Origin of the sequence: Shigella dysenteriae, assembly GCF_022354085.1 — a bacterium.
GTDB lineage: Bacteria > Pseudomonadota > Gammaproteobacteria > Enterobacterales > Enterobacteriaceae > Escherichia > Escherichia coli.
The window spans coordinates 3,575,838-3,596,846 of record NZ_CP055055.1; the positions used below are offsets into that span (position 1 = coordinate 3,575,838).

20 protein-coding genes, 1 tRNA gene and 1 pseudogene are annotated in these 21,009 nt (G+C 47.8%); 14 read left to right on the forward strand and 8 right to left on the reverse strand.

Annotated elements, in window-relative coordinates:
• Nucleotides 1-30 precede the first annotated feature (30 nt).
• The 4 genes and pseudogenes from HUZ68_RS17085 to HUZ68_RS17100 form a co-directional block, all read right to left on the reverse strand.
• Nucleotides 31-150 (reverse strand): hypothetical protein, encoded by a 120-nt coding sequence (locus tag HUZ68_RS17085; RefSeq protein ID WP_001120794.1) that lies wholly within the window; start codon nt 148-150, stop codon nt 31-33.
• 223 nt (nt 151-373) lie between these two features.
• Nucleotides 374-541 (reverse strand): annotated as a pseudogene (locus tag HUZ68_RS17090) (recombinase family protein); the annotation flags it as partial.
• Between the two features lie 360 nt (nt 542-901).
• Nucleotides 902-2,251 carry a YpjCB family protein gene (ypjCB, locus tag HUZ68_RS17095; RefSeq protein ID WP_097470686.1) on the reverse strand — a complete coding sequence of 450 codons (1,350 nt, stop codon included), beginning with the start codon at nt 2,249-2,251 and terminating at the stop codon, nt 902-904.
• 751 nt (nt 2,252-3,002) lie between these two features.
• Nucleotides 3,003-3,078, reverse strand: a tRNA-Ile gene (locus tag HUZ68_RS17100).
• 559 nt (nt 3,079-3,637) lie between these two features.
• Between HUZ68_RS17100 and HUZ68_RS17105 the strand changes: the two genes are divergently transcribed.
• The 7 genes from HUZ68_RS17105 to csiR all read left to right on the forward strand — a co-directional run bounded on the left by HUZ68_RS17105 (nt 3,638) and on the right by csiR (nt 13,849).
• Entirely contained in the window at nt 3,638-5,890 is a 2,253-nt protein-coding gene (locus tag HUZ68_RS17105) for an alpha amylase C-terminal domain-containing protein (RefSeq protein WP_097470687.1), read from the forward strand.
• Nucleotides 5,891-6,226: 336 nt separating this feature from the next.
• Entirely contained in the window at nt 6,227-7,204 is a 978-nt protein-coding gene (gene glaH, locus HUZ68_RS17110; protein WP_239593936.1) for a glutarate dioxygenase GlaH, read from the forward strand.
• A 19-nt stretch (nt 7,205-7,223) separates the two neighbouring features.
• Nucleotides 7,224-8,492 (forward strand): L-2-hydroxyglutarate oxidase, encoded by a 1,269-nt coding sequence (gene lhgO, locus HUZ68_RS17115; RefSeq protein WP_239593937.1) that lies wholly within the window; start codon nt 7,224-7,226, stop codon nt 8,490-8,492.
• A 22-nt stretch (nt 8,493-8,514) separates the two neighbouring features.
• Nucleotides 8,515-9,963 carry an NADP-dependent succinate-semialdehyde dehydrogenase gene (gene gabD / locus HUZ68_RS17120; protein WP_239593938.1) on the forward strand — a complete coding sequence of 483 codons (1,449 nt, stop codon included), beginning with the start codon at nt 8,515-8,517 and terminating at the stop codon, nt 9,961-9,963.
• 13 nt (nt 9,964-9,976) lie between these two features.
• Complete coding sequence (gene gabT, locus HUZ68_RS17125) at nt 9,977-11,257, forward strand: 4-aminobutyrate--2-oxoglutarate transaminase (protein ID WP_239593939.1); 1,281 nt, start codon at nt 9,977-9,979, stop codon at nt 11,255-11,257.
• Nucleotides 11,258-11,765: 508 nt separating this feature from the next.
• Nucleotides 11,766-13,166, forward strand: a complete 1,401-nt coding sequence (gene gabP / locus HUZ68_RS17130) for a GABA permease (RefSeq protein ID WP_001301367.1) — start codon at nt 11,766-11,768, stop codon at nt 13,164-13,166.
• 20 nt (nt 13,167-13,186) lie between these two features.
• Nucleotides 13,187-13,849, forward strand: a complete 663-nt coding sequence (csiR, locus tag HUZ68_RS17135) for a DNA-binding transcriptional regulator CsiR (protein ID WP_000156806.1) — start codon at nt 13,187-13,189, stop codon at nt 13,847-13,849.
• On the opposite strand, the gene kbp is transcribed toward csiR, so the two are convergent.
• Both kbp and HUZ68_RS17145 read right to left on the reverse strand, forming a co-directional pair.
• Complete coding sequence (gene kbp, locus HUZ68_RS17140) at nt 13,850-14,299, reverse strand: potassium binding protein Kbp (RefSeq protein ID WP_000522424.1); 450 nt, start codon at nt 14,297-14,299, stop codon at nt 13,850-13,852.
• An 83-nt stretch (nt 14,300-14,382) separates the two neighbouring features.
• Nucleotides 14,383-14,541 (reverse strand): YqaE/Pmp3 family membrane protein, encoded by a 159-nt coding sequence (locus HUZ68_RS17145; RefSeq protein WP_000508177.1) that lies wholly within the window; start codon nt 14,539-14,541, stop codon nt 14,383-14,385.
• A 182-nt stretch (nt 14,542-14,723) separates the two neighbouring features.
• Here HUZ68_RS17145 and HUZ68_RS17150 point away from each other — a divergent pair, with 182 nt between their 5' ends.
• Together HUZ68_RS17150 and ygaP are read left to right on the forward strand one after the other, a co-directional pair.
• The gene (locus HUZ68_RS17150; protein ID WP_000137282.1) at nt 14,724-15,023 is read left to right on the forward strand and encodes an ArsR/SmtB family transcription factor; all 300 of its coding nucleotides are present in this window, start codon (nt 14,724-14,726) and stop codon (nt 15,021-15,023) included.
• Between the two features lie 9 nt (nt 15,024-15,032).
• Nucleotides 15,033-15,551, forward strand: a complete 519-nt coding sequence (gene ygaP, locus HUZ68_RS17155) for a thiosulfate sulfurtransferase YgaP (RefSeq protein WP_001229448.1) — start codon at nt 15,033-15,035, stop codon at nt 15,549-15,551.
• A 52-nt stretch (nt 15,552-15,603) separates the two neighbouring features.
• On the opposite strand, the gene stpA is transcribed toward ygaP, so the two are convergent.
• A complete protein-coding gene (stpA, locus tag HUZ68_RS17160; RefSeq protein ID WP_000115383.1) occupies nt 15,604-16,008 on the reverse strand; it encodes a DNA-binding protein StpA in 405 nt (134 codons plus the stop codon).
• A gap of 667 nt (nt 16,009-16,675) precedes the next feature.
• On the opposite strand from stpA, the gene alaE reads away from it, so the two are divergent.
• On the forward strand, nt 16,676-17,125 hold the full coding sequence (gene alaE, locus HUZ68_RS17165; protein ID WP_000492656.1) for an L-alanine exporter AlaE: 450 nt from the start codon (nt 16,676-16,678) through the stop codon (nt 17,123-17,125).
• Between the two features lie 36 nt (nt 17,126-17,161).
• Here the strand turns inward: alaE and HUZ68_RS17170 are convergent, their stop codons facing one another.
• Entirely contained in the window at nt 17,162-17,506 is a 345-nt protein-coding gene (locus tag HUZ68_RS17170; RefSeq protein ID WP_000281320.1) for a DUF2002 family protein, read from the reverse strand.
• Between the two features lie 151 nt (nt 17,507-17,657).
• Between HUZ68_RS17170 and HUZ68_RS17175 the strand changes: the two genes are divergently transcribed.
• The 4 genes from HUZ68_RS17175 to nrdE all read left to right on the forward strand — a co-directional run bounded on the left by HUZ68_RS17175 (nt 17,658) and on the right by nrdE (nt 21,004).
• Nucleotides 17,658-17,987, forward strand: a complete 330-nt coding sequence (locus HUZ68_RS17175; protein WP_001295174.1) for an ElaB/YgaM/YqjD family protein — start codon at nt 17,658-17,660, stop codon at nt 17,985-17,987.
• A gap of 247 nt (nt 17,988-18,234) precedes the next feature.
• Nucleotides 18,235-18,480 (forward strand): glutaredoxin-like protein NrdH, encoded by a 246-nt coding sequence (gene nrdH, locus HUZ68_RS17180; RefSeq protein WP_001223227.1) that lies wholly within the window; start codon nt 18,235-18,237, stop codon nt 18,478-18,480.
• Nucleotides 18,477-18,887, forward strand: coding sequence for a class Ib ribonucleoside-diphosphate reductase assembly flavoprotein NrdI (gene nrdI / locus HUZ68_RS17185; protein ID WP_000080947.1), 411 nt, complete (start codon nt 18,477-18,479; stop codon nt 18,885-18,887). Before nrdH ends, nrdI begins: the two co-directional genes overlap by 4 nt.
• Nucleotides 18,860-21,004, forward strand: a complete 2,145-nt coding sequence (gene nrdE / locus HUZ68_RS17190; protein ID WP_239593940.1) for a class 1b ribonucleoside-diphosphate reductase subunit alpha — start codon at nt 18,860-18,862, stop codon at nt 21,002-21,004. Before nrdI ends, nrdE begins: the two co-directional genes overlap by 28 nt.
• Nucleotides 21,005-21,009 lie beyond the last annotated feature (5 nt).

Sequence of the window (21,009 nt, forward strand, 5' to 3'; positions counted from 1 at the left end):
CGTTTAAGCGACCTTAGCTTTGCTGCAACATCAGCCCACAGGCACCAGACCAGGGGATTCATCCTGAAGAGACAGCGCAAGTGTATTGTGTTCACCGCTCATCAAAGACATCATGATGAAATGATGATATTCCGCATAAGAATGAGGCATTTTTTAAACGCAGTGCGCTGAAGTGTGGTTGGATAAAAAAGTCAATCTATTCAGGAAACACGGGCGTATTCTTTTCTTTCGACAATGAGGCCGTTGGCAAAATAAAATGATTTACATAATCGTTTCTGATGAATATCTTCTGCTCACATAAAAATCACACAATAACTTTGAGATCGCAGATTGTTTTACTTTTACAGCATTCGCCCCCCCATTGTTGGGCAAATATAGATTGGGCCAGAGCACGAAAGTTAATACCACGTTCGCACAGCTCCTCCAACAGCACGACAAGATGCCACATACTGCGCCCCAGTCGGTTCAGTTTACAGACTAGCAGTGCGTTCCCTGCCGATGATGTCCTGAGCAGTTTTTTCAGTCCGGACCTCCTGCCACGGTTTTACGTTGAAGTGGTAACCCTGAGCACGCAGTTCTTCAGTCAGGCGTGGTGCACCGTAACGCTGTTATTGCTGGGTAAGATCAAAAAACTTTCAGGCAGCTAAGGAAAGTTGAACCAGACATTAGATGAAATATTTCAACCAATTACAGCACCAATTCAGTCACTGCTAGCCCACCAAATAAATCAAGGGGTTACATGAAAACGTAGCCCCTTTTTCTTTGGTAGTGACACTAAAATGGATGTAGTGTGAAGAATAATCCCATTTACTCAATCAATAATACATATTGTTTCAATCTACTTTATTATCTCTTCGTAAAAATAGCCATTTATTTATCATTGAAAACTACTTTTAGAACTTCATACAAGGGGACTATTCACAACAGGACTATTCTCAATGGGAGCATCCTCAGGGGAGTTATCATCAAAGTCATCATCCATAAATAAAATATCATCGAATGGCGCCACACCCGTGATCATTTTTATTTTTTTATTACGATCAGATAAGACTCCATTTAAACCGTTTTCGCTTACAGGTTTTAATGATTTTTCATAACTCTCATGGTTAGCAGGCGTATTAAAAATACACGGAGTATCAACATCAAACAATGACGTTCCCCAGTTCACATATTGAATATCATAGTTACTGAAGTTCTGTCCAGAAAAGAAGCATCCCTTAAAATCCAATCCACGTAGATTATATAAGCCACCCTCTTCTTTTTGGAGAGTAATGTTAATTTTGGCTATCTCCCGGACATCATCGCCATTTTTGTATTTGAATACCGTTTCAAGATGTTCTCCAGACAGCTTGACTTCTGGAAATAATTTGAAATCAAAGCCTATATTATTATGTGTCAACGTAGATGAACAAAAGATGGAAAAAGCTTGCAGTGCTGAATTATAGCTTTCGATTTTATCCTGAGGCTGCGCTCTTGGTAAAAACACATAGCAACATTCATAAAAATTAAGTAGAAACTCTGAAGACCTTCCATTTTGATCAAATAATATCCCCCTGAACTCATTCACAAACGCATCTGTTTTTTCTTGAATATCTATGGGGTGTTCCTTTGACTCTGACAAAGATGAAATCTCATCTATTTGGTTTTCATATGAATTACGTGATTCCATACAGACATTTGGTGGCATTTCTAAAATAACATTATTCATACTACCTGGCTTAAGTGAACCAACATGAAAATCACTTTTTCTTATATTATCGAAAAGGGTCTGTTCATTTCTTTTAGCGGATTGAACATACTGATCAAAATTATTTTCTCTCGATAATTTGTTATTTTCAGAAAACACATTTTCTTTAATCTCCGGTTTTAATTTAATGAGAAGATTTTCCCACTCCTGCTTGCTTAAAAATACTACGTCAGGCTCACCATCAGTAACTACCTCGTAATTATTATCAAAGTATATGTTGAATATTTTTAATTTATTTTCATCAACATCATATTTAATACGTTTTAATTGTCCTCCAGCTCCCATAATGACAAAGGCGTTGCCTTCTTTATATTTACATTCAGACATCATTTTTTGTAAAGTTTCAAGAGCACCGCGATACGTCTCTGATGCAGCTTCCTTACAAATTAATTTTACAATACTATGAGCTAGTAGCTCCATGTGTTTAGAAGATTTATTTTCATTATAACTTCCACTACCCAAAACTGCGCTAGCGTTAAATCCGTTGCTTTTATTAATTAACATTGTCTATTCCTCAGTTAATGTCTACATGGCTATTTTTAATGTTATTATTGTTTGTCACTATAAAAAATCGCTCATTTGAGACAATTGCTGGCATTAACTGCTTCACATGCTACGCATGGACTTTTTAATTAAATTAGCACAAAAATGTTAAATTTAATAAACAAAAAGTTATTTCGCTGTATGATAAAAAACACCCGTTATAATTTATTAGTGAAAATCGTTTTTCAAGTGTTAGAAATTTATATCTCAATAGCGTTGGTTAATGAGCATAGCCACGCTCCTGTAACGCTCACAAAACTCATCTACCTGCGGCGGGTGTTCTGGTCAGTAGTAGATGTTTAAGGCGTGGCAGAGACATTTCATCCTTACTCTACGGCATTGTTCTACATACATTGGTTGTGGTACTCACTCATCATCAGTGAGCGAACAGAGAATAGTTCAGTGATTTGAGTAATTAACCTGATTAAATGAATGGGTATAATAAATGATAATACTCTGGCTTTATCGTTAATTACTTAATTCCACATGTAAGCAATTTGCCCGCTTGGCATAGCGGGCATTTTTTCCAGGTACTTTTGAATGAGTACTGATGGATAAATACATTGCAGTGGCGTGCCACGTACCAAAACACCAGCCCTCATTCGAAACCACCCACCGCACTTCTTCCTTTAAATGGCGTTAGTCATGAAATATAGACCGCCATCGAGTACCCCTTGTACCCTTAACTCTTCCTGATACATGAATGATGATTTGGTGGCCCCTGCTGGACTTGAACCAGCGACCAAGCGATTATGAGTCGCCTGCTCTAACCACTGAGCTAAAGGGCCTTAAGTATGCAATAACAATACTTATAAACCACGCAATAAACATGATGATCTTATGATGTAAATAACAGATTTTTATGCGTTCTCATCCATCCTGGGGCGTCAATACATGCGACATAAAACCCGACATCGCCTCCATTCGCAAAGTCGATACTCGCAGTCAACAAGCAAATGTTAATAATTAACACTATCTATAGTTATCATCGATTCAATGATACTTTGTAATGATTTTGTATCTAATAATATAAGTTTATTACATTAACTGAAGAGTTTTCGCATCATTATGATATCTGTTACTTTTCACTCCATAAAAATAAACTTCATATAGCAATATATTCTTTTATAGAACTTATTCTGCTAATAATTAGTTTCGTATGAGCGATTTTTGACAGTTGCCTCTCCAGACCACATCGATAATTAAAAAAACAGATTTAAGCATTATCCTTTTCCATATAAATATTGGATAAAAATAGGACATCTGTTTGCAATTACTTTCACAACAATTAAACATTTTTATGTTTCCGTATACATCATATTACTCTACCATTAGAGGAACGTTATTATGTTTTCTATAAAACCAGGACCAAGAAATTTACCTATCGACAACCCCACATTGTTATCATGGAACATTACTGACGGGGATCTAAATTCCAAATTAAATACATTAGAATATCTAAACTGTGTAACAAATATTATTAATGCTTGTGGAGTTTATCCTCAGGATTTAAAAGACAGAGAAATTATATCAACTTTTCACGCAGAAAAAATCATTAATGATCTGTTAAAAAACGATTATAAAATTTCCCTTTTTCCAGATACAACTTACCGTGAACTGAATAAAGCTGCACAGCGTAGCATTACAGCGCCAGACAGGATAGGAGAAGGAAAAACATGGATTTATCAAAGAGATACAATGAATGAAAGAGAAGATAACAAGGGGGTTCACCAGTATGGTCCTGCTGAACATTTCACCCACATTATATCTGACAAACCCTCCCCAAAAGATAAGTATGTTGCATATGCTATTAACATTCCTGACTATGAGCTGGCAGCCGATGTATATAATATTAACGTGACGTCACCTTCCGGACAGCAAGAAACATTTAAAATACTAATCAATCCAGAACATCTACGGCAAACACTTGAGCGTAAATCTCTTACTGCTGTTCAGAAATCACAATGTGAAATCATCACCCCCAAAAAACCTGGCGAAGCGATTCTTCATGCTTTTAATGCCACCTACCAGCAAATCAGAGAAAATATGTCTGAATTTGCACGTTGCCATTATGGGTATATACAAATCCCTCCAGTGACAACTTTCCGTGCCGACGGACCAGAAACTCCCGAAGAAGAAAAAGGTTACTGGTTTCACGCTTATCAACCCGAAGATCTTTGTACCATCCACAATCCAATGGGAGATTTGCAGGATTTTATCGCATTGGTTAAAGATGCTAAAAAATTTGGTATCGATATCATTCCTGATTATACCTTTAACTTTATGGGAATCGGGGGGAGTGGTAAAAATGACCTGGATTATCCCTCTGCTGATATACGAGCGAAGATCAGTAAAGATATAGAAGGTGGTATCCCTGGCTATTGGCAAGGTCAGGTTTTGATTCCATTTATTATCGATCCAGTAACAAAAGAACGTAAACAAATCCATCCAGAAGATATACATCTCACTGCAAAAGACTTCGAAGCTAGTAAAGATAATATTTCTAAGGATGAATGGGAAAACCTCCATGCATTAAAAGAAAAGCGTTTAAATGGAATGCCTAAAACAACCCCCAAAAGTGACCAGGTTATTATGCTGCAAAATCAATACGTTCGTGAAATGCGAAAATATGGCGTACGAGGTTTACGTTACGATGCAGCAAAACACTCAAAACATGAACAAATAGAAAGATCAATAACCCCACCGCTTAAAAATTATAATGAGCGATTACACAATACTAACTTATTTAACCCAAAATATCATGAAAAAGCCGTCATGAATTACATGGAATATCTGGTAACTTGTCAGTTGGATGAAGAACAAATGTCATCGCTGCTTTATGAAAGAGATGATTTAAGCGCCATTGATTTTTCATTGCTCATGAAGACGATAAAAGCTTTTTCATTTGGTGGCGATCTCCAAACCCTTGCATCAAAACCGGGTTCCACAATCTCAAGCATCCCATCAAAAAGACGGATATTGATTAACATTAACCACGATTTTCCTAACAATGGCAATCTTTTCAATGACTTTCTATTTAACCATCAACAAGATGAACAATTAGCAATGGCATATATGGCCGCTCTCCCGTTCAGCAGGCCTTTAGTTTACTGGGATGGCCAGGTATTAAAATCAACGACTGAAATTAAAAATTATGATGGGTCGACGCGTGTCGGCGGTGAGGCGTGGCTTAATAAAGGTTGCTCTACCTATCAGCAGCTCTACAATGAATTCCACGCATTATATATAGATAAAGCAGGAATATGGAGCGCATTTGAGGGTGTATTTGCAACTAAAAACGTTCTGGCCTTTAGTCGTGGGGATTCTGTGAACATTAATCACTCTCCTCATGATGGACTAGTTATAATAAATAAAGGAAACGAAGAAGTTGAAGGTGCCTGGCCTAACAAATTGCAACCTGGAAAATATAAAAACATGGGGAGTAATAGCGTTAACATTATTATTAATAATACCCGAAAAATTATCCCCCCTGGTAAAGCATTTATGCTTAGAGGCGGAACTCTAAATATCAACATTCCTGGGCGTAGCGCTCTTCTTTTAGGGAGAACAGGAGAACCGCTGAACTATCTCTATTTGTAATTTAATGTTATATCTGCCTCGCTAAAACGGGGCAGATAATATATTTAGTTTACTAGCGGTCATTTTGCAGTGAAGCCATTTACCGTTTTTTATCGACCAGATAATCTGTTCTCTGATGGTAATCTCCCCCTAACCTGTTGCTTTAGTTATTCATTTCCTGTCTCACTTTGCCTTAATACCCTACGTTAAATGTTACCAATTTGTTGCTTTTGATCACAATAAGAAAACAATATGGCGCATTTGTGCGCATTTTTCAGAAATGTAGATATTTTTAGATTATGGCTACGAAATGAGCATCGCCATGTCACCCTACATCTCAAAAGAGGATCGCTTCTGATGAATGCACTGACCGCCGTACAAAATAACGCTGTCGATTCAGGCCAGGACTATAGCGGATTCACTCTCATCCCGTCGGCGCAATCCCCGCGTCTGCTGGAACTCACCTTCACCGAACAGACGACCAAACAGTTTCTCGAACAGGTTGCCGAGTGGCCCGTGCAGGCGCTGGAGTACAAATCGTTTCTGCGTTTTCGGGTAGGCAAAATTCTTGATGATCTGTGTGCGAATCAGCTGCAACCGTTGCTGTTGAAGACCCTGCTAAACCGCGCTGAAGGTGCGTTGTTGATCAATGCGGTGGGTGTCGATGATGTGAAGCAAGCGGATGAGATGGTGAAGCTGGCAACGGCGGTGGCGCATCTGATTGGTCGCTCCAATTTCGACGCGATGAGCGGTCAGTATTACGCGCGTTTTGTAGTGAAAAATGTCGATAACTCAGACAGCTATCTGCGTCAGCCGCACCGCGTAATGGAGCTGCACAACGACGGTACCTACGTCGAAGAGATCACCGACTATGTGCTGATGATGAAAATCGACGAGCAGAACATGCAGGGCGGCAACTCGCTGCTGCTACATCTCGACGACTGGGAACATCTGGACCACTTTTTCCGCCATCCGCTGGCGCGCCGTCCGATGCGCTTTGCCGCGCCGCCGAGTAAAAACGTCAGCAAAGATGTCTTCCATCCGGTGTTCGATGTCGATCAGCAGGGCCGCCCGGTGATGCGCTATATCGACCAGTTCGTCCAGCCGAAAGACTTCGAAGAAGGCGTGTGGTTGAGCGAGCTTTCGGACGCCATCGAAACCAGCAAAGGCATTCTTTCTGTACCCGTTCCCGTTGGCAAATTCCTGTTGATTAACAACCTGTTCTGGCTGCACGGTCGCGACCGCTTTACTCCGCACCCGGATCTGCGCCGTGAACTGATGCGCCAGCGCGGCTATTTCGCTTACGCCACTCACCACTACCAGACGCATCAGTAAGCGCAAAGGAATTGAGCGGATGTATGATTTTGTGATTATTGGCGGCGGCATCATCGGCATGTCGACCGCCATGCAACTGATTGATGTCTATCCGGACGCCCGCATTGCGTTGCTGGAAAAAGAGTCCGGCCCGGCCTGTCACCAGACGGGCCACAACAGCGGCGTGATCCATGCCGGAGTCTATTACACGCCCGGCAGCCTGAAGGCACAGTTTTGCCTGGCGGGAAACCGCGCCACTAAAGCCTTTTGCGATCAAAACGGCATTCGCTATGACAACTGCGGCAAGATGCTGGTCGCCACCTCTGAACTCGAAATGGAACGGATGCGCGCGTTGTGGGAACGCACGGCGGCAAACGGTATCGAGCGCGAGTGGTTAAACGCCGATGAACTGCGCGAGCGCGAACCGAATATCACCGGGCTTGGCGGTATTTTTGTGCCGTCCAGCGGCATTGTCAGCTACCGCGAAGTAACGGCGGCGATGGCAAAAATTTTACAGGCCAGAGGCGGCGAGATTATCTATAACGCCGAAGTCAGCGGCCTTAGTGAGCATAAAAGCGGCGTGGTGATACGTACCCGTCAGGGCGGCGACTATGAAGCATCGACGCTGATTAGCTGTTCCGGGCTGATGGCTGACCGGCTGGTGAAAATGCTCGGCCTCGAACCGGGCTTTATCATCTGCCCGTTCCGCGGCGAGTATTTCCGCCTGGCGCCGGAGCATAACCAGATTGTTAACCATCTGATTTACCCCATTCCCGACCCGGCAATGCCGTTTTTGGGCGTGCATCTCACCCGAATGATCGATGGCAGCGTCACCGTCGGGCCAAACGCGGTGCTGGCTTTCAAACGCGAAGGCTATCGCAAGCGCGACTTCTCATTTAGCGACACGCTGGAGATTTTGGGCTCGTCGGGGATTCGCCGGGTGCTGCAAAACCATCTACGCTCAGGACTGGGCGAGATGAAAAACTCGCTGTGCAAAAGCGGCTATCTGCGGCTGGTGCAAAAGTATTGTCCCCGGCTTTCGTTAAGCGATCTCCAGCCCTGGCCCGCCGGTGTGCGGGCGCAGGCGGTATCGCCGGACGGCAAGCTGATTGACGATTTTCTGTTTGTCACCACCCCGCGCACGATCCACACCTGCAATGCGCCCTCCCCGGCAGCGACATCAGCAATTCCTATTGGTGCGCATATTGTCAGCAAGGTACAAACGCTGTTGGCAAGCCAGAGTAACCCCGGACGCACGCTGCGAGCGGCACGTAGTGTGGATGCCTTACACGCCGCATTTAATCAATAACCTTTGAAAACAGGACGTAACAATGAAACTTAACGACAGTAAATTATTCCGCCAGCAGGCGTTGATTAACGGGGAATGGCTGGACGCCAACAATGGTGAAGTCATCGACGTCACCAATCCGGCGAACGGCGACAAGCTAGGTAGCGTGCCGAAAATGGGCGCTGATGAAACCTGCGCCGCTATCGACGCCGCCAACCGCGCCCTGCCCGCCTGGCGTGCGCTCACCGCCAAAGAACGCGCCAACATTCTGCGCAACTGGTTCAATTTGATGATGGAGCATCAGGACGACTTAGCGCGCCTGATGACCCTCGAACAGGGCAAACCACTGGCTGAAGCGAAAGGTGAAATCAGCTACGCCGCTTCTTTTATTGAGTGGTTTGCTGAAGAAGGCAAACGTATTTATGGCGACACCATTCCCGGTCATCAGGCCGATAAACGCCTGATTGTTATCAAGCAGCCGATTGGCGTTACCGCGGCTATCACGCCGTGGAACTTCCCGGCGGCGATGATTACCCGTAAAGCCGGCCCGGCGCTGGCGGCAGGTTGCACCATGGTGCTGAAGCCCGCCAGTCAGACGCCGTTCTCTGCGCTGGCGCTGGCAGAGCTGGCGATCCGCGCGGGCATTCCGGCTGGCGTGTTTAACGTGGTCACCGGTTCGGCGGGCGCGGTGGGTAATGAACTGACCAGCAACCCGCTGGTACGCAAACTGTCGTTTACCGGCTCGACCGAAATTGGCCGCCAGTTAATGGAACAGTGCGCGAAAGACATCAAAAAAGTGTCGCTGGAGCTGGGCGGCAACGCGCCGTTTATCGTCTTTGACGATGCCGATCTCGATAAAGCCGTGGAAGGCGCACTGGCCTCGAAATTCCGCAACGCCGGACAAACCTGCGTCTGCGCCAACCGTTTATACGTGCAGGACGGCGTGTATGACCGCTTTGCCGAAAAATTGCAGCAGGCGGTGAGCAAACTGCATATCGGCGACGGGCTGGATAAAGGCGTCACCATCGGGCCGCTGATCGATGAAAAAGCGGTAGCAAAAGTGGAAGAGCATATTGCCGATGCGCTGGAGAAAGGCGCGCGCGTGGTTTGCGGTGGTAAAGCACACGAACGCGGCGGTAACTTCTTCCAGCCGACCATTCTGGTGGACGTTCCAGCCAACGCCAAAGTGTCGAAAGAAGAGACGTTCGGCCCCCTCGCCCCGCTGTTCCGTTTTAAAGATGAAGCCGATGTGATCGCGCAGGCCAATGACACCGAGTTTGGCCTTGCCGCCTATTTCTACGCCCGTGATTTAAGTCGCGTCTTCCGCGTGGGCGAGGCGCTGGAGTACGGCATCGTCGGCATCAATACCGGGATTATTTCCAATGAAGTGGCCCCGTTCGGCGGCATCAAAGCCTCGGGTCTGGGTCGTGAAGGTTCGAAGTATGGCATCGAAGATTACTTAGAAATCAAATATATGTGCATCGGTCTTTAACTGGAGAACGCGAATGAGCAGCAATAAAGAGTTAATGCAGCGCCGTAGTCAGGCAGTTCCTCGTGGCGTTGGGCAAATTCACCCCATTTTCGCTGATCGCGCAGAAAACTGCCGGGTGTGGGACGTTGAAGGCCGTGAGTATCTTGATTTCGCGGGCGGCATTGCGGTGCTCAATACCGGGCACCTGCATCCGAAAGTGGTTGCGGCGGTGGAAGCGCAGTTGAAAAAACTGTCGCACACCTGCTTCCAGGTGCTGGCTTACGAGCCGTATCTGGAGCTGTGCGAGATTATGAATCAGAAGGTGCCGGGTGATTTTGCCAAGAAAACGCTGCTGGTTACGACCGGTTCCGAAGCGGTGGAAAACGCGGTGAAAATCGCCCGCGCTGCCACCAAACGTAGCGGCACCATCGCCTTTAGCGGCGCGTATCACGGGCGCACGCACTATACGCTGGCGCTGACCGGCAAGGTGAATCCGTACTCTGCGGGGATGGGGCTGATGCCAGGGCATGTTTATCGCGCGCTTTATCCTTGCCCGCTGCACGGCATCAGTGAAGATGACGCTATCGCCAGTATCCACCGAATTTTTAAAAATGATGCTGCGCCGGAAGATATCGCCGCCATCGTGATTGAGCCGGTTCAGGGCGAAGGCGGTTTCTACGCCGCGACGCCAGCCTTTATGCAGCGTTTACGCGCGCTGTGTGACGAGCACGGGATCATGCTGATTGCCGATGAAGTGCAGAGCGGCGCGGGGCGTACCGGCACGCTGTTTGCGATGGAGCAAATGGGCGTGGCACCAGATCTCACCACCTTTGCGAAATCGATCGCAGGCGGTTTCCCGCTGGCGGGCGTCACCGGGCGCGCCGAAGTGATGGATGCCGTCGCACCGGGCGGGCTGGGCGGCACCTATGCCGGTAACCCGATTGCCTGCGTGGCGGCGCTGGAAGTGTTGAAGGTGTTCGAGCAGGAAAATCTGCTGCAAAAAGCCAACGTTCTGGGGCAGAAGTTGAAAGACGGATTGTTGGCGATCGCCGAAAAACACACGGAGATCGGCGACGTACGCGGTCTGGGGGCGATGATCGCCATCGAGCTGTTTGAAGATGGCGATCACAGCAAACCGGACGCCAAACTCACCGCCGAGATCGTGGCTCGCGCCCGCGATAAGGGCCTGATTCTTCTCTCCTGCGGCCCGTATTACAACGTGCTGCGCATCCTGGTACCGCTCACTATTGAAGACGCTCAGATTCGTCAGGGGCTGGAGATCATCGGCCAGTGTTTTGCTGAGGCGAAGCAGTAGCACCGCCCCCATGCCGGAGGCGACGCTGCGCGTCTTGTCCGGCCTACGAGAGTGTAGGTCGGATAAGGCGTTTACGCCGCATCCGACATTCGGCGCACCCATGCCGGAGGCGACGCTTACGCGTCTTGTCCGGCCTACGGGGATCCAGGTCGGATAAGGCGTTTACGCCGCATCCGACAATCGGCGCACCCTGCCGGAGGCGATGCTTACGCGTCTTGTCCGGCCTACGGAAATGTAGGTCGGATAAGGCGTTTGCGCCGCATCCGACATTCGGCGCACCCTGCCGGAGGCGACGCTTACGCGTCTTGTCCGGCCTACGGGGATCCAGGTCGGATAAGGCGTTTACGCCGCATCCGACAATCTGTACGTGAACAGGAATAAATCTATGTTGGCCGGGTAAGGCGGAGCCGCTCTCCGGCAAAAAGAATCAATAACAATTAAACGCGTGACCCGACGCGGGAAATGTCGGGGCGCTCTCCCAAGTGACACACTTTCGAGAGGATTCAGGATGGGGCAATCATCGCAACCACATGAGTTAGGCGGCGGGCTGAAGTCACGCCATGTCACCATGTTGTCTATTGCCGGTGTTATCGGCGCAAGTCTGTTTGTCGGTTCCAGCGTCGCCATCGCCGAAGCGGGCCCGGCGGTATTACTGGCCTATCTGTTCGCCGGGCTACTGGTGGTTATGATTATGCGGATGCTGGCAGAAATGGCGGTTGCCACACCCGATACCGGTTCGTTTTCCACCTATGCCGATAAAGCGATTGGCCGCTGGGCGGGCTATACCATCGGCTGGTTGTACTGGTGGTTTTGGGTACTGGTTATCCCGCTGGAAGCCAACATCGCCGCCATGATCCTGCACTCGTGGGTTCCAGGCATTCCCATCTGGTTATTTTCCCTCGTCATTACCCTTGCCTTAACTGGCAGTAATTTATTAAGCGTTAAAAACTACGGCGAATTTGAGTTCTGGCTGGCGCTGTGCAAAGTCATCGCTATCCTGGCCTTTATTTTCCTTGGTGCAGTCGCAATTAGCGGTTTTTACCCGTATGCCGACGTGAGCGGGATCTCAAGATTGTGGGATAGCGGCGGCTTTATGCCCAACGGCTTCGGTGCAGTATTAAGCGCGATGTTGATCACCATGTTCTCGTTTATGGGCGCAGAAATTGTCACCATTGCCGCCGCGGAATCCGACACGCCGGAAAAACATATTGTCCGCGCTACCAACTCGGTTATCTGGCGTATTTCTATCTTCTATTTGTGCTCTATTTTTGTCGTAGTGGCGTTAATACCGTGGAATATGCCGGGGCTGAAAGCCGTTGGATCTTATCGCTCGGTTCTGGAATTGCTCAATATTCCCCATGCGAAATTAATCATGGACTGTGTGATATTACTTTCCGTAACCAGCTGTCTGAACTCGGCGCTGTATACCGCTTCCAGGATGCTCTACTCCTTAAGCCGTCGCGGTGATGCGCCCGCAGTAATGGGTAAAATCAACCGCAGTAAAACCCCGTACGTGGCGGTGTTACTCTCCACCGGAGCAGCATTTTTAACGGTGGTGGTGAACTATTACGCACCTGCGAAAGTGTTTAAATTCCTGATAGACAGCTCCGGTGCTATCGCCCTGCTGGTTTATTTAGTCATCGCCGTTTCACAGTTGCGGATGCGCAAAATTCTGCGAGCAGAAGGAAGCGAAATTCGCTTGCGCATGTGGCTTTACCCGTGGCTCACCTGGCTGGTAATCGGCTTTATTACCTTTGTGTTGGTGGTGATGTTATTCCGCCCGGCGCAACAGTTAGAAGTGATCTCTACCGGCTTATTAGCGATAGGGATTATCTGTACCGTGCCGATTATGGCGCGCTGGAAAAAGCTGGTATTGTGGCAAAAAACACCCGTTCATAATACGCGCTGATAATGATCAGGAGTCACACCATGACCATTACGTCTCTGGATGGCTATCGCTGGCTGAAGAACGATATTATTCGCGGTAATTTTCAACCGGATGAAAAATTACGGATGAGTTTGCTGACATCGCGTTATGCACTTGGCGTTGGGCCGTTGCGGGAAGCACTTTCTCAACTGGTGGCGGAACGGCTGGTCACGGTGGTGAATCAAAAAGGGTATCGGGTGGCGTCTATGTCAGAGCAGGAGCTGCTCGATATTTTCGATGCCCGCGCCAATATGGAAGCGATGTTAGTGAGTCTGGCGATTGCCCGCGGTGGCGATGAGTGGGAGGCAGACGTTCTCGCAAAAGCGCATCTGCTGAGTAAGCTTGAGGCCTGTGACGCCAGCGAGAAAATGCTTGATGAGTGGGATCTGCGTCATCAGGCGTTTCATACTGCAATTGTGGCGGGCTGTGGTTCTCACTATTTGCTGCAAATGCGTGAACGGTTGTTTGATCTGGCGGCGCGCTATCGATTTATCTGGCTGCGACAAACAGTGCTTTCGGTGGAAATGCTGGAGGATAAACACGATCAGCACCAGACCCTGACTGCGGCGGTACTGGCGCGAGATACCGCGCGCGCCAGTGAGTTAATGCGCCAGCATTTACTGACGCCAATTCCCATTATCCAGCAGGCGATGGCTGGCAATTAACTACTCTTCCGGAATACGCAACACTTGCCCCGGATAAATTTTATCCGGGCTTTTTAGCATCGGTTTATTCGCTTCGAAGATTTTATTGTACAGATTAGCGTTACCGTAGACCTGTTTGGAAATGGCACTCAGAGTGTCGCCAGACTTAACGGTATAAAACTGGCTGGCAGTGGCTGGTGTCGCCGTTTTCACCTGATCATCAACACTGGCAATACCGGAAATATTCCCCACCGCAACAAGGATTTTCTCCTTCGCCTCCTGACTCAGGCCGTCACCAGTGACCGTCGCTTTGCCGTCGGCAATTTGAATGTTCACTTTATCGGCATCAGGTATACCGGTTTTGCTCAGATGCTCCTGCACCTTCTTCGCCTGATCGTCTTTATCGTGCTGACCTGTAACCGCGTCCCAGAGTTTTTCTCCGGCATCTTTCACAAAATTGAACAGACCCATAGCTACCTCATTCGTTAACGGAAACACTCAGAAAGTGTAGCAGAGGAACGCGGCGCGTTAACGCCGCGGGGATGAGCACAGGTTTAATCGCGGGTTTGCACCCAGAACGCGTGAATCAAACCGGGGATATACCCAAGCAGTGTCAACAGAATATTAATAATGAACGCCCAACCGAACCCTTTACCGAGCAGCACGCCGAGCGGCGGCAGAATGATGGTGATGACGATTCTCCAGAAACCCATATGTACTCCCTATAAGAAAATTACTCATTGTTTAAAAAGAGATTTTATCTCTTAAGCGTAGTAATTTTAGCGGAGCCTGCCAGTTTCAGCTTACGCTTTTACTCTCATTTACGCTGCTGAGGCTGGTATATGTTGCATTTTTAGTTTAGAGTTTACTTAATTTAGAAAATACTTAAATAAATATGACTGAACTCGCGCAATTACAGGCCAGTGCCGAACAGGCAGCGGCCTTATTGAAAGCAATGAGCCACCCTAAACGGTTGCTGATTCTGTGCATGCTTAGCGGTTCCCCCGGCACCAGCGCGGGAGAGCTGACGCGCATTACCGGACTGAGCGCCTCTGCGACATCACAGCATCTCGCTCGTATGCGGGACGAAGGGCTTATCAACAGCCAACGGGATGCCCAACGCATTCTATATTCCATTAAAAATGAGGCGGTAAATGCCATTATCGCCACCCTGAAAAATGTCTATTGTCCGTAAGGAGTCACTATGGCTTTGACAACCATTTCGCCGCATGATGCACAAGAATTAATCGCACGCGGCGCAAAGTTAATCGATATTCGTGACGCTGATGAATATCTTCGTGAACATATTCCTGAAGCAGATCTGGCTCCATTATCCGTGCTGGAACAGTCAGGTCTCCCGGCTAAATTACGTCGCGAGCAAATTATATTCCACTGCCAGGCAGGTAAACGCACCAGTAATAACGCCGATAAATTAGCAGCGATTGCCGCCCCCGCAGAAATCTTTTTACTCGAAGATGGGATTGATGGCTGGAAAAAAGCAGGATTGCCAGTAGCGGTAAATAAATCTCAACCCTTGCCGTTAATGCGCCAGGTGCAGATCGCTGCGGGTGGTTTAATATTAATCGGCGTTATACTGGGTTATACCGTAAATAGCGGTTTCTTCTTATTAAGCGGCTTTGTTGGTGCCGGGTTACTGTTTGCAGGAATTAGCGGTTTTTGTGGGATGGCAAGGTTGTTAGATAAGATGCCGTGGAACCAATGAGCTTGAGAAGCGACGCCGGACGCGCCATATCAGCAACATCCGGCCTCAGTAATTAGATCAGGAAATCGTCGAGAGATTTACCTTCTGCCAGCGCCTGAGCGATTGGCTTCGGTGTACGGCCCTGACCGGTCCAGGTTTTAGTTTCACCGTTAACATCGGTGAATTTATATTTCGCCGGACGCGGCTGGCGTTTTTTACCAGCGCGTGGTGCAGCAGCAGAGCTATTACCCAATAACTCTTCCGGGTTAATTCCGTCAGCTTTCATCAGCTCCAGCCAGGTGCTAATTTTTTCCTGGCGCTCTGCCAGTTCACGCTGCTGCTGTTCTTCTTCTTCACGTCTTTCTTTAGTGACAACCCTGAATTTTTCGAGCATTTCTTCAAGAACGTCAATGGAGAATTCGCGAGCCATCGCACGGAGGGTGCGAATGTTATTTAAACTTTGTAACATTACGGACATAATAAAGAAAACCTTTTAACGCCAAAACAAAAAAGTATTTCGTCGCGTAGTGTAAGCGATCACTTATTATATTTCCACAAAATTTAATCTATTTACAGTCCTGCGCGAGATTATTTCAGCTGTTATTTTCTGAAACTCTCAGAATAATTTCAAGATTATATATTAGCCATTTTGATGAGTAATTTAGGTTATTGGTGAACAGAGTGGCGCTCTCTGCTCGCTAATTCCGCAAGCCTGACAAAACCGAAGTGAATAAAAATGCAATATAATAGAATAAAAGAAAACACCCCTCACTGGTGCTTTCTGCTGTTAATGTACATTTTCTGGCATAAAAAATGCTGTAAATGACCCGGTCACGACATACACCGAATTCTCTACGCTTATAGCGTTACCTCACCCCCAAACTTTCATTAGTGAAATTAAAGGCAAGGTCATATCTAATTGATTTAATTGAAAATAAATCATATCGGAATGTAAAAATCCACAATGTACAAAAAACGAGCCGTTACGGAATATTTTATCTACAAAAACTAACTAAATAAAAATTTTTCACTAATTGATTAGTCATAGCCAGCGATATACGCTATGCGAAAATGCAGATGGTAATGAGATCCACTGCTTTCATCTCCATTAACATCCCATTACGCTTTTATTAAGGAGCATTAGCATGTTCTCACCGCAGTCACGCTTGCGTCATGCAGTTGCAGATACGTTCGCGATGGTTGTTTACTGTTCTGTCGTGAACATGTGTATTGAAGTTTTCCTCTCCGGAATGAGCTTCGAACAGTCTTTTTATTCCAGATTGGTAGCGATTCCGGTGAACATCTTAATTGCATGGCCATACGGTATGTACCGCGATCTGTTTATGCGCGCGGCACGCAAAGTTAGCCCGTCGGGCTGGATAAAAAATCTGGCGGATATCCTGGCTTATGTGACGTTCCAGTCACCGGTGTATGTGGCGATCTTGTTAGTGGTGGGCGCAGACTGGCATCAGATTATGGCGGCGGTCAGTTCAAACATCGTTGTTTCGATGTTGATGGGGGCGGTTTATGGCTACTTCCTCGATTATTGCCGCCGACTGTTTAAAGTCAGCCGTTACCAGCAGGTAAAAGCCTGACTCTTCTTTTCGCGACTGGCATCGCCAGTCGCGTCTTTAACTGGCTTCGCCAAATAAACCATTCAAATAACGTTCAAGCGCAACACGCGAACTAAAGCCATGCGGGATACCGTAATGCTCGTGTCGCTCGCCTGCTAAATAGAGCGGAAATTGTTGATAATGATCGCAAGTTTTAATATCGGAAGCGGGTTCAGCCAGTGTCGAACTACGTTCTTTTAATGTTGGATGAATTACCAGTGCGGTACGTCCCATTCGCGCTTCGCGATTAACATAGACATAATTTTCCCCACGGCGGTAACCATACGCTTTCTGGGTTACCACATCGACAGTAAAACCGACTTTTTCAAGTACGCGCGCCACCTCGTCTGGTCGTAAATACATATTTGATCCTCGTTATTATCAACCGCGGGCCTACCTTACCTGATTGCGCATTCACAACGCTTTCAGAAAAGTCCATAAAGCCGCGATGAGCCTCAGTTAAGAAAATTATGGTCTACACTGAAAATTACATCGAATTCTAATGGGGGATCATATGTTTAACCGACCGAACCGCAACGACGTTGATGATGGCGTGCAGGATATCCAGAATGATGTCAATCAATTAGCTGACAGCCTCGAATCTGTATTGAAGTCCTGGGGCAGCGACGCCAAAGGGGAAGCTGAAGCCGCACGCAGTAAAGCTCAGGCATTGCTGAAAGAAACCAGGGCGCGAATGCATGGTCGTACTCGCGTCCAGCAAGCCGCACGCGATGCCGTTGGCTGCGCGGATTCTTTTGTTCGTGAACGACCCTGGTGTAGTGTGGGAACTGCTGCTGCGGTAGGTATTTTTATCGGTGCGTTGTTGAGCATGCGTAAATCGTAGTGCAAAAATGATAATAAATACGCGTCTTTGACCCCGAAGCCTGTCTTCGGGGTTTCTTTTTGCCTGGTGAATCACAAAAATCCCCCTACCCCGTCACGCTCATATCCAGGGTAATTTCGACCACTATTTGCTATATATTGTGTGGTTGAATCTTTTTTCAACTACATCTAGTATCTCTGTATCAACAGAGAGACAACCCGACGCGTATCATCGCGCCGTATCTTCATTTTAAACGGAAATACGAATCATGCGCATTACTATTTACACTCGTAACGATTGCGTTCAGTGCCACGCCACCAAACGGGCGATGGAAAACCGGGGCTTTGATTTTGAAATGATTAATGTCGATCGCGTTCCTGAAGCGGCAGAAGCGTTGCGTGCTCAGGGCTTTCGTCAGTTGCCGGTAGTGATTGCAGGCGATCTTAGCTGGTCTGGTTTCCGCCCGGACATGATCAATCGTCTGCATCCAGCGCCACACGCGGCCAGTGCATGAGCCAGCTCGTCTACTTTTCCAGCAGCTCCGAAAATACGCAGCGTTTTATCGAACGTTTAGGGCTGCCCGCGGTGCGCATCCCGCTCAATGAGCGGGAACGGATTCAGGTAGACGAGCCTTACATCCTGATCGTGCCCTCTTACGGCGGCGGCGGTACGGCTGGCGCGGTGCCACGACAGGTAATTCGCTTTTTAAACGACGAGCACAACCGGGCGTTGCTTCGCGGCGTTATTGCTTCTGGTAATCGCAACTTTGGTGAGGCGTATGGCCGCGCCGGAGATGTGATTGCCCGGAAATGCGGCGTGCCGTGGCTGTACCGTTTTGAACTCATGGGTACGCAAAGCGATATCGAAAACGTTCGTAAAGGAGTAACCGAATTTTGGCAACGACAACCGCAGAACGCCTGACGCAGGAAACGATGGATTATCACGCGCTGAATGCGATGCTTAACCTTTACGATAGCGCAGGTCGCATTCAGTTCGATAAAGATCGGCAGGCCGTTGACGCTTTTATGGCGACACATGTGCGTCCGAACAGTGTGACCTTCAGTAGCCAGCAGCAGCGCCTGAACTGGCTGGTCAACGAAGGTTACTATGATGAAAGCGTTCTTAATCGCTACTCTCGCGACTTTGTCATTACGCTGTTTGCCCACGCACACACCAGCGGTTTTCGTTTCCAGACATTCCTCGGGGCATGGAAGTTTTACACCAGCTATACGTTGAAGACATTCGACGGTAAACGTTATCTGGAAGATTTTGCCGATCGAGTCACGATGGTGGCGCTGACGCTGGCACAAGGCGATGAGACGCTGGCGTTGCAACTGACAGATGAAATGCTGTCAGGACGCTTTCAGCCAGCCACGCCAACATTCCTCAACTGCGGTAAGCAGCAGCGCGGCGAACTGGTTTCCTGTTTTTTGCTGCGTATTGAAGACAATATGGAGTCGATTGGTCGGGCGGTAAATTCCGCACTGCAACTGTCGAAACGCGGCGGCGGCGTAGCATTTTTGCTGTCGAATCTGCGGGAAGCGGGCGCGCCAATTAAACGTATTGAAAATCAATCTTCTGGCGTAATTCCTGTGATGAAAATGCTGGAAGACGCATTTTCCTATGCCAACCAACTCGGCGCTCGTCAGGGGGCTGGTGCAGTCTATTTACATGCTCATCATCCCGATATTCTGCGTTTTCTCGACACGAAACGGGAAAATGCCGACGAAAAAATCCGCATTAAAACACTGTCGCTTGGCGTGGTGATCCCGGATATCACTTTCCATCTGGCAAAAGAGAATGCGCAGATGGCGCTGTTTTCGCCTTATGACGTAGAGCGAGTTTATGGCAAGCCGTTTGCCGATGTGGCCATCAGTCAACACTATGACGAACTGGTTGCCGATGAACGCATTCGAAAAAAATACCTCAACGCCCGTGATTTCTTCCAGCGACTGGCAGAAATCCAGTTTGAGTCCGGCTATCCGTACATCATGTATGAAGACACGGTAAACCGTGCTAACCCTATCGCCGGGCGCATAAATATGAGTAATCTCTGCTCAGAGATTTTGCAGGTTAACAGCGCCTCAGAGTATAACGAGAATCTCGACTATGCCCGCACAGGCCATGATATCTCCTGCAATTTAGGTTCGTTGAATATTGCCCACACCATGGATTCCCCCGACTTTGCCCGCACGGTAGAGACTGCCGTGCGCGGTTTAACGGCAGTATCAGATATGAGTCATATTCGCAGCGTACCGTCCATCGAAGCCGGAAATGCCGCCTCGCACGCCATCGGACTGGGGCAGATGAATTTACACGGTTATCTGGCGCGAGAAGGCATCGCTTATGGTTCGCCGGAAGCACTGGATTTCACCAATCTCTATTTCTATACCATCACCTGGCACGCACTGCGTACCTCGATGTTGCTGGCGCGCGAACGCGGTCAAACCTTCGCCGGGTTCAAACAGTCACGCTATGCCAGTGGTGAATATTTCAGCCAATATCTGCAAGGTAACTGGCAGCCGAAAACGGCGAAAGTTGGCGAACTGTTTGCCCGCAGCGGTATTACGTTACCTACCCGTGAGATGTGGGCGCAACTGCGCGATGACGTGATGCGCTACGGCATTTACAACCAGAATCTCCAGGCGGTGCCGCCAACCGGTTCTATCTCTTATATCAACCATGCCACGTCGAGTATTCATCCGATTGTGGCGAAAGTAGAGATACGCAAAGAGGGCAAAACAGGACGCGTTTACTACCCTGCCCCATTTATGACTAACGAAAATCTGGCGCTGTATCAGGACGCTTACGAAATCGGCGCAGAAAAGATCATCGACACCTACGCGGAAGCGACTCGCCATGTCGATCAGGGGCTGTCGCTGACGCTGTTTTTCCCCGATACCGCCACCACTCGCGATATCAACAAAGCGCAGATTTACGCCTGGCGCAAAGGTATCAAAACGCTCTATTACATCCGCCTGCGTCAGATGGCGCTGGAAGGCACTGAAATTGAAGGCTGCGTCTCCTGTGCACTTTAAGGAAT

What these genes read in the sequence shown, in the direction of transcription:
- glaH (WP_239593936.1), top strand. Translation starts at nt 6,227, where the DNA reads ATGAATGCACTGACCGCCGTACAAAATAACGCTGTCGATTCAGGCCAG.
- HUZ68_RS17170 (WP_000281320.1), bottom strand. Translation starts at nt 17,506, where the DNA reads ATGTATTTACGACCAGACGAGGTGGCGCGCGTACTTGAAAAAGTCGGT.
- stpA (WP_000115383.1), bottom strand. Translation starts at nt 16,008, where the DNA reads ATGTCCGTAATGTTACAAAGTTTAAATAACATTCGCACCCTCCGTGCG.
- alaE (WP_000492656.1), top strand. Translation starts at nt 16,676, where the DNA reads ATGTTCTCACCGCAGTCACGCTTGCGTCATGCAGTTGCAGATACGTTC.
- HUZ68_RS17085 (WP_001120794.1), bottom strand. Translation starts at nt 150, where the DNA reads ATGCCTCATTCTTATGCGGAATATCATCATTTCATCATGATGTCTTTG.
- HUZ68_RS17105 (WP_097470687.1), top strand. Translation starts at nt 3,638, where the DNA reads ATGTTTTCTATAAAACCAGGACCAAGAAATTTACCTATCGACAACCCC.
- gabP (WP_001301367.1), top strand. Translation starts at nt 11,766, where the DNA reads ATGGGGCAATCATCGCAACCACATGAGTTAGGCGGCGGGCTGAAGTCA.
- csiR (WP_000156806.1), top strand. Translation starts at nt 13,187, where the DNA reads ATGACCATTACGTCTCTGGATGGCTATCGCTGGCTGAAGAACGATATT.
- nrdI (WP_000080947.1), top strand. Translation starts at nt 18,477, where the DNA reads ATGAGCCAGCTCGTCTACTTTTCCAGCAGCTCCGAAAATACGCAGCGT.
- ypjCB (WP_097470686.1), bottom strand. Translation starts at nt 2,251, where the DNA reads ATGTTAATTAATAAAAGCAACGGATTTAACGCTAGCGCAGTTTTGGGT.
- nrdH (WP_001223227.1), top strand. Translation starts at nt 18,235, where the DNA reads ATGCGCATTACTATTTACACTCGTAACGATTGCGTTCAGTGCCACGCC.
- ygaP (WP_001229448.1), top strand. Translation starts at nt 15,033, where the DNA reads ATGGCTTTGACAACCATTTCGCCGCATGATGCACAAGAATTAATCGCA.
- lhgO (WP_239593937.1), top strand. Translation starts at nt 7,224, where the DNA reads ATGTATGATTTTGTGATTATTGGCGGCGGCATCATCGGCATGTCGACC.
- gabD (WP_239593938.1), top strand. Translation starts at nt 8,515, where the DNA reads ATGAAACTTAACGACAGTAAATTATTCCGCCAGCAGGCGTTGATTAAC.
- HUZ68_RS17145 (WP_000508177.1), bottom strand. Translation starts at nt 14,541, where the DNA reads ATGGGTTTCTGGAGAATCGTCATCACCATCATTCTGCCGCCGCTCGGC.
- gabT (WP_239593939.1), top strand. Translation starts at nt 9,977, where the DNA reads ATGAGCAGCAATAAAGAGTTAATGCAGCGCCGTAGTCAGGCAGTTCCT.
- HUZ68_RS17150 (WP_000137282.1), top strand. Translation starts at nt 14,724, where the DNA reads ATGACTGAACTCGCGCAATTACAGGCCAGTGCCGAACAGGCAGCGGCC.
- kbp (WP_000522424.1), bottom strand. Translation starts at nt 14,299, where the DNA reads ATGGGTCTGTTCAATTTTGTGAAAGATGCCGGAGAAAAACTCTGGGAC.
- HUZ68_RS17175 (WP_001295174.1), top strand. Translation starts at nt 17,658, where the DNA reads ATGTTTAACCGACCGAACCGCAACGACGTTGATGATGGCGTGCAGGAT.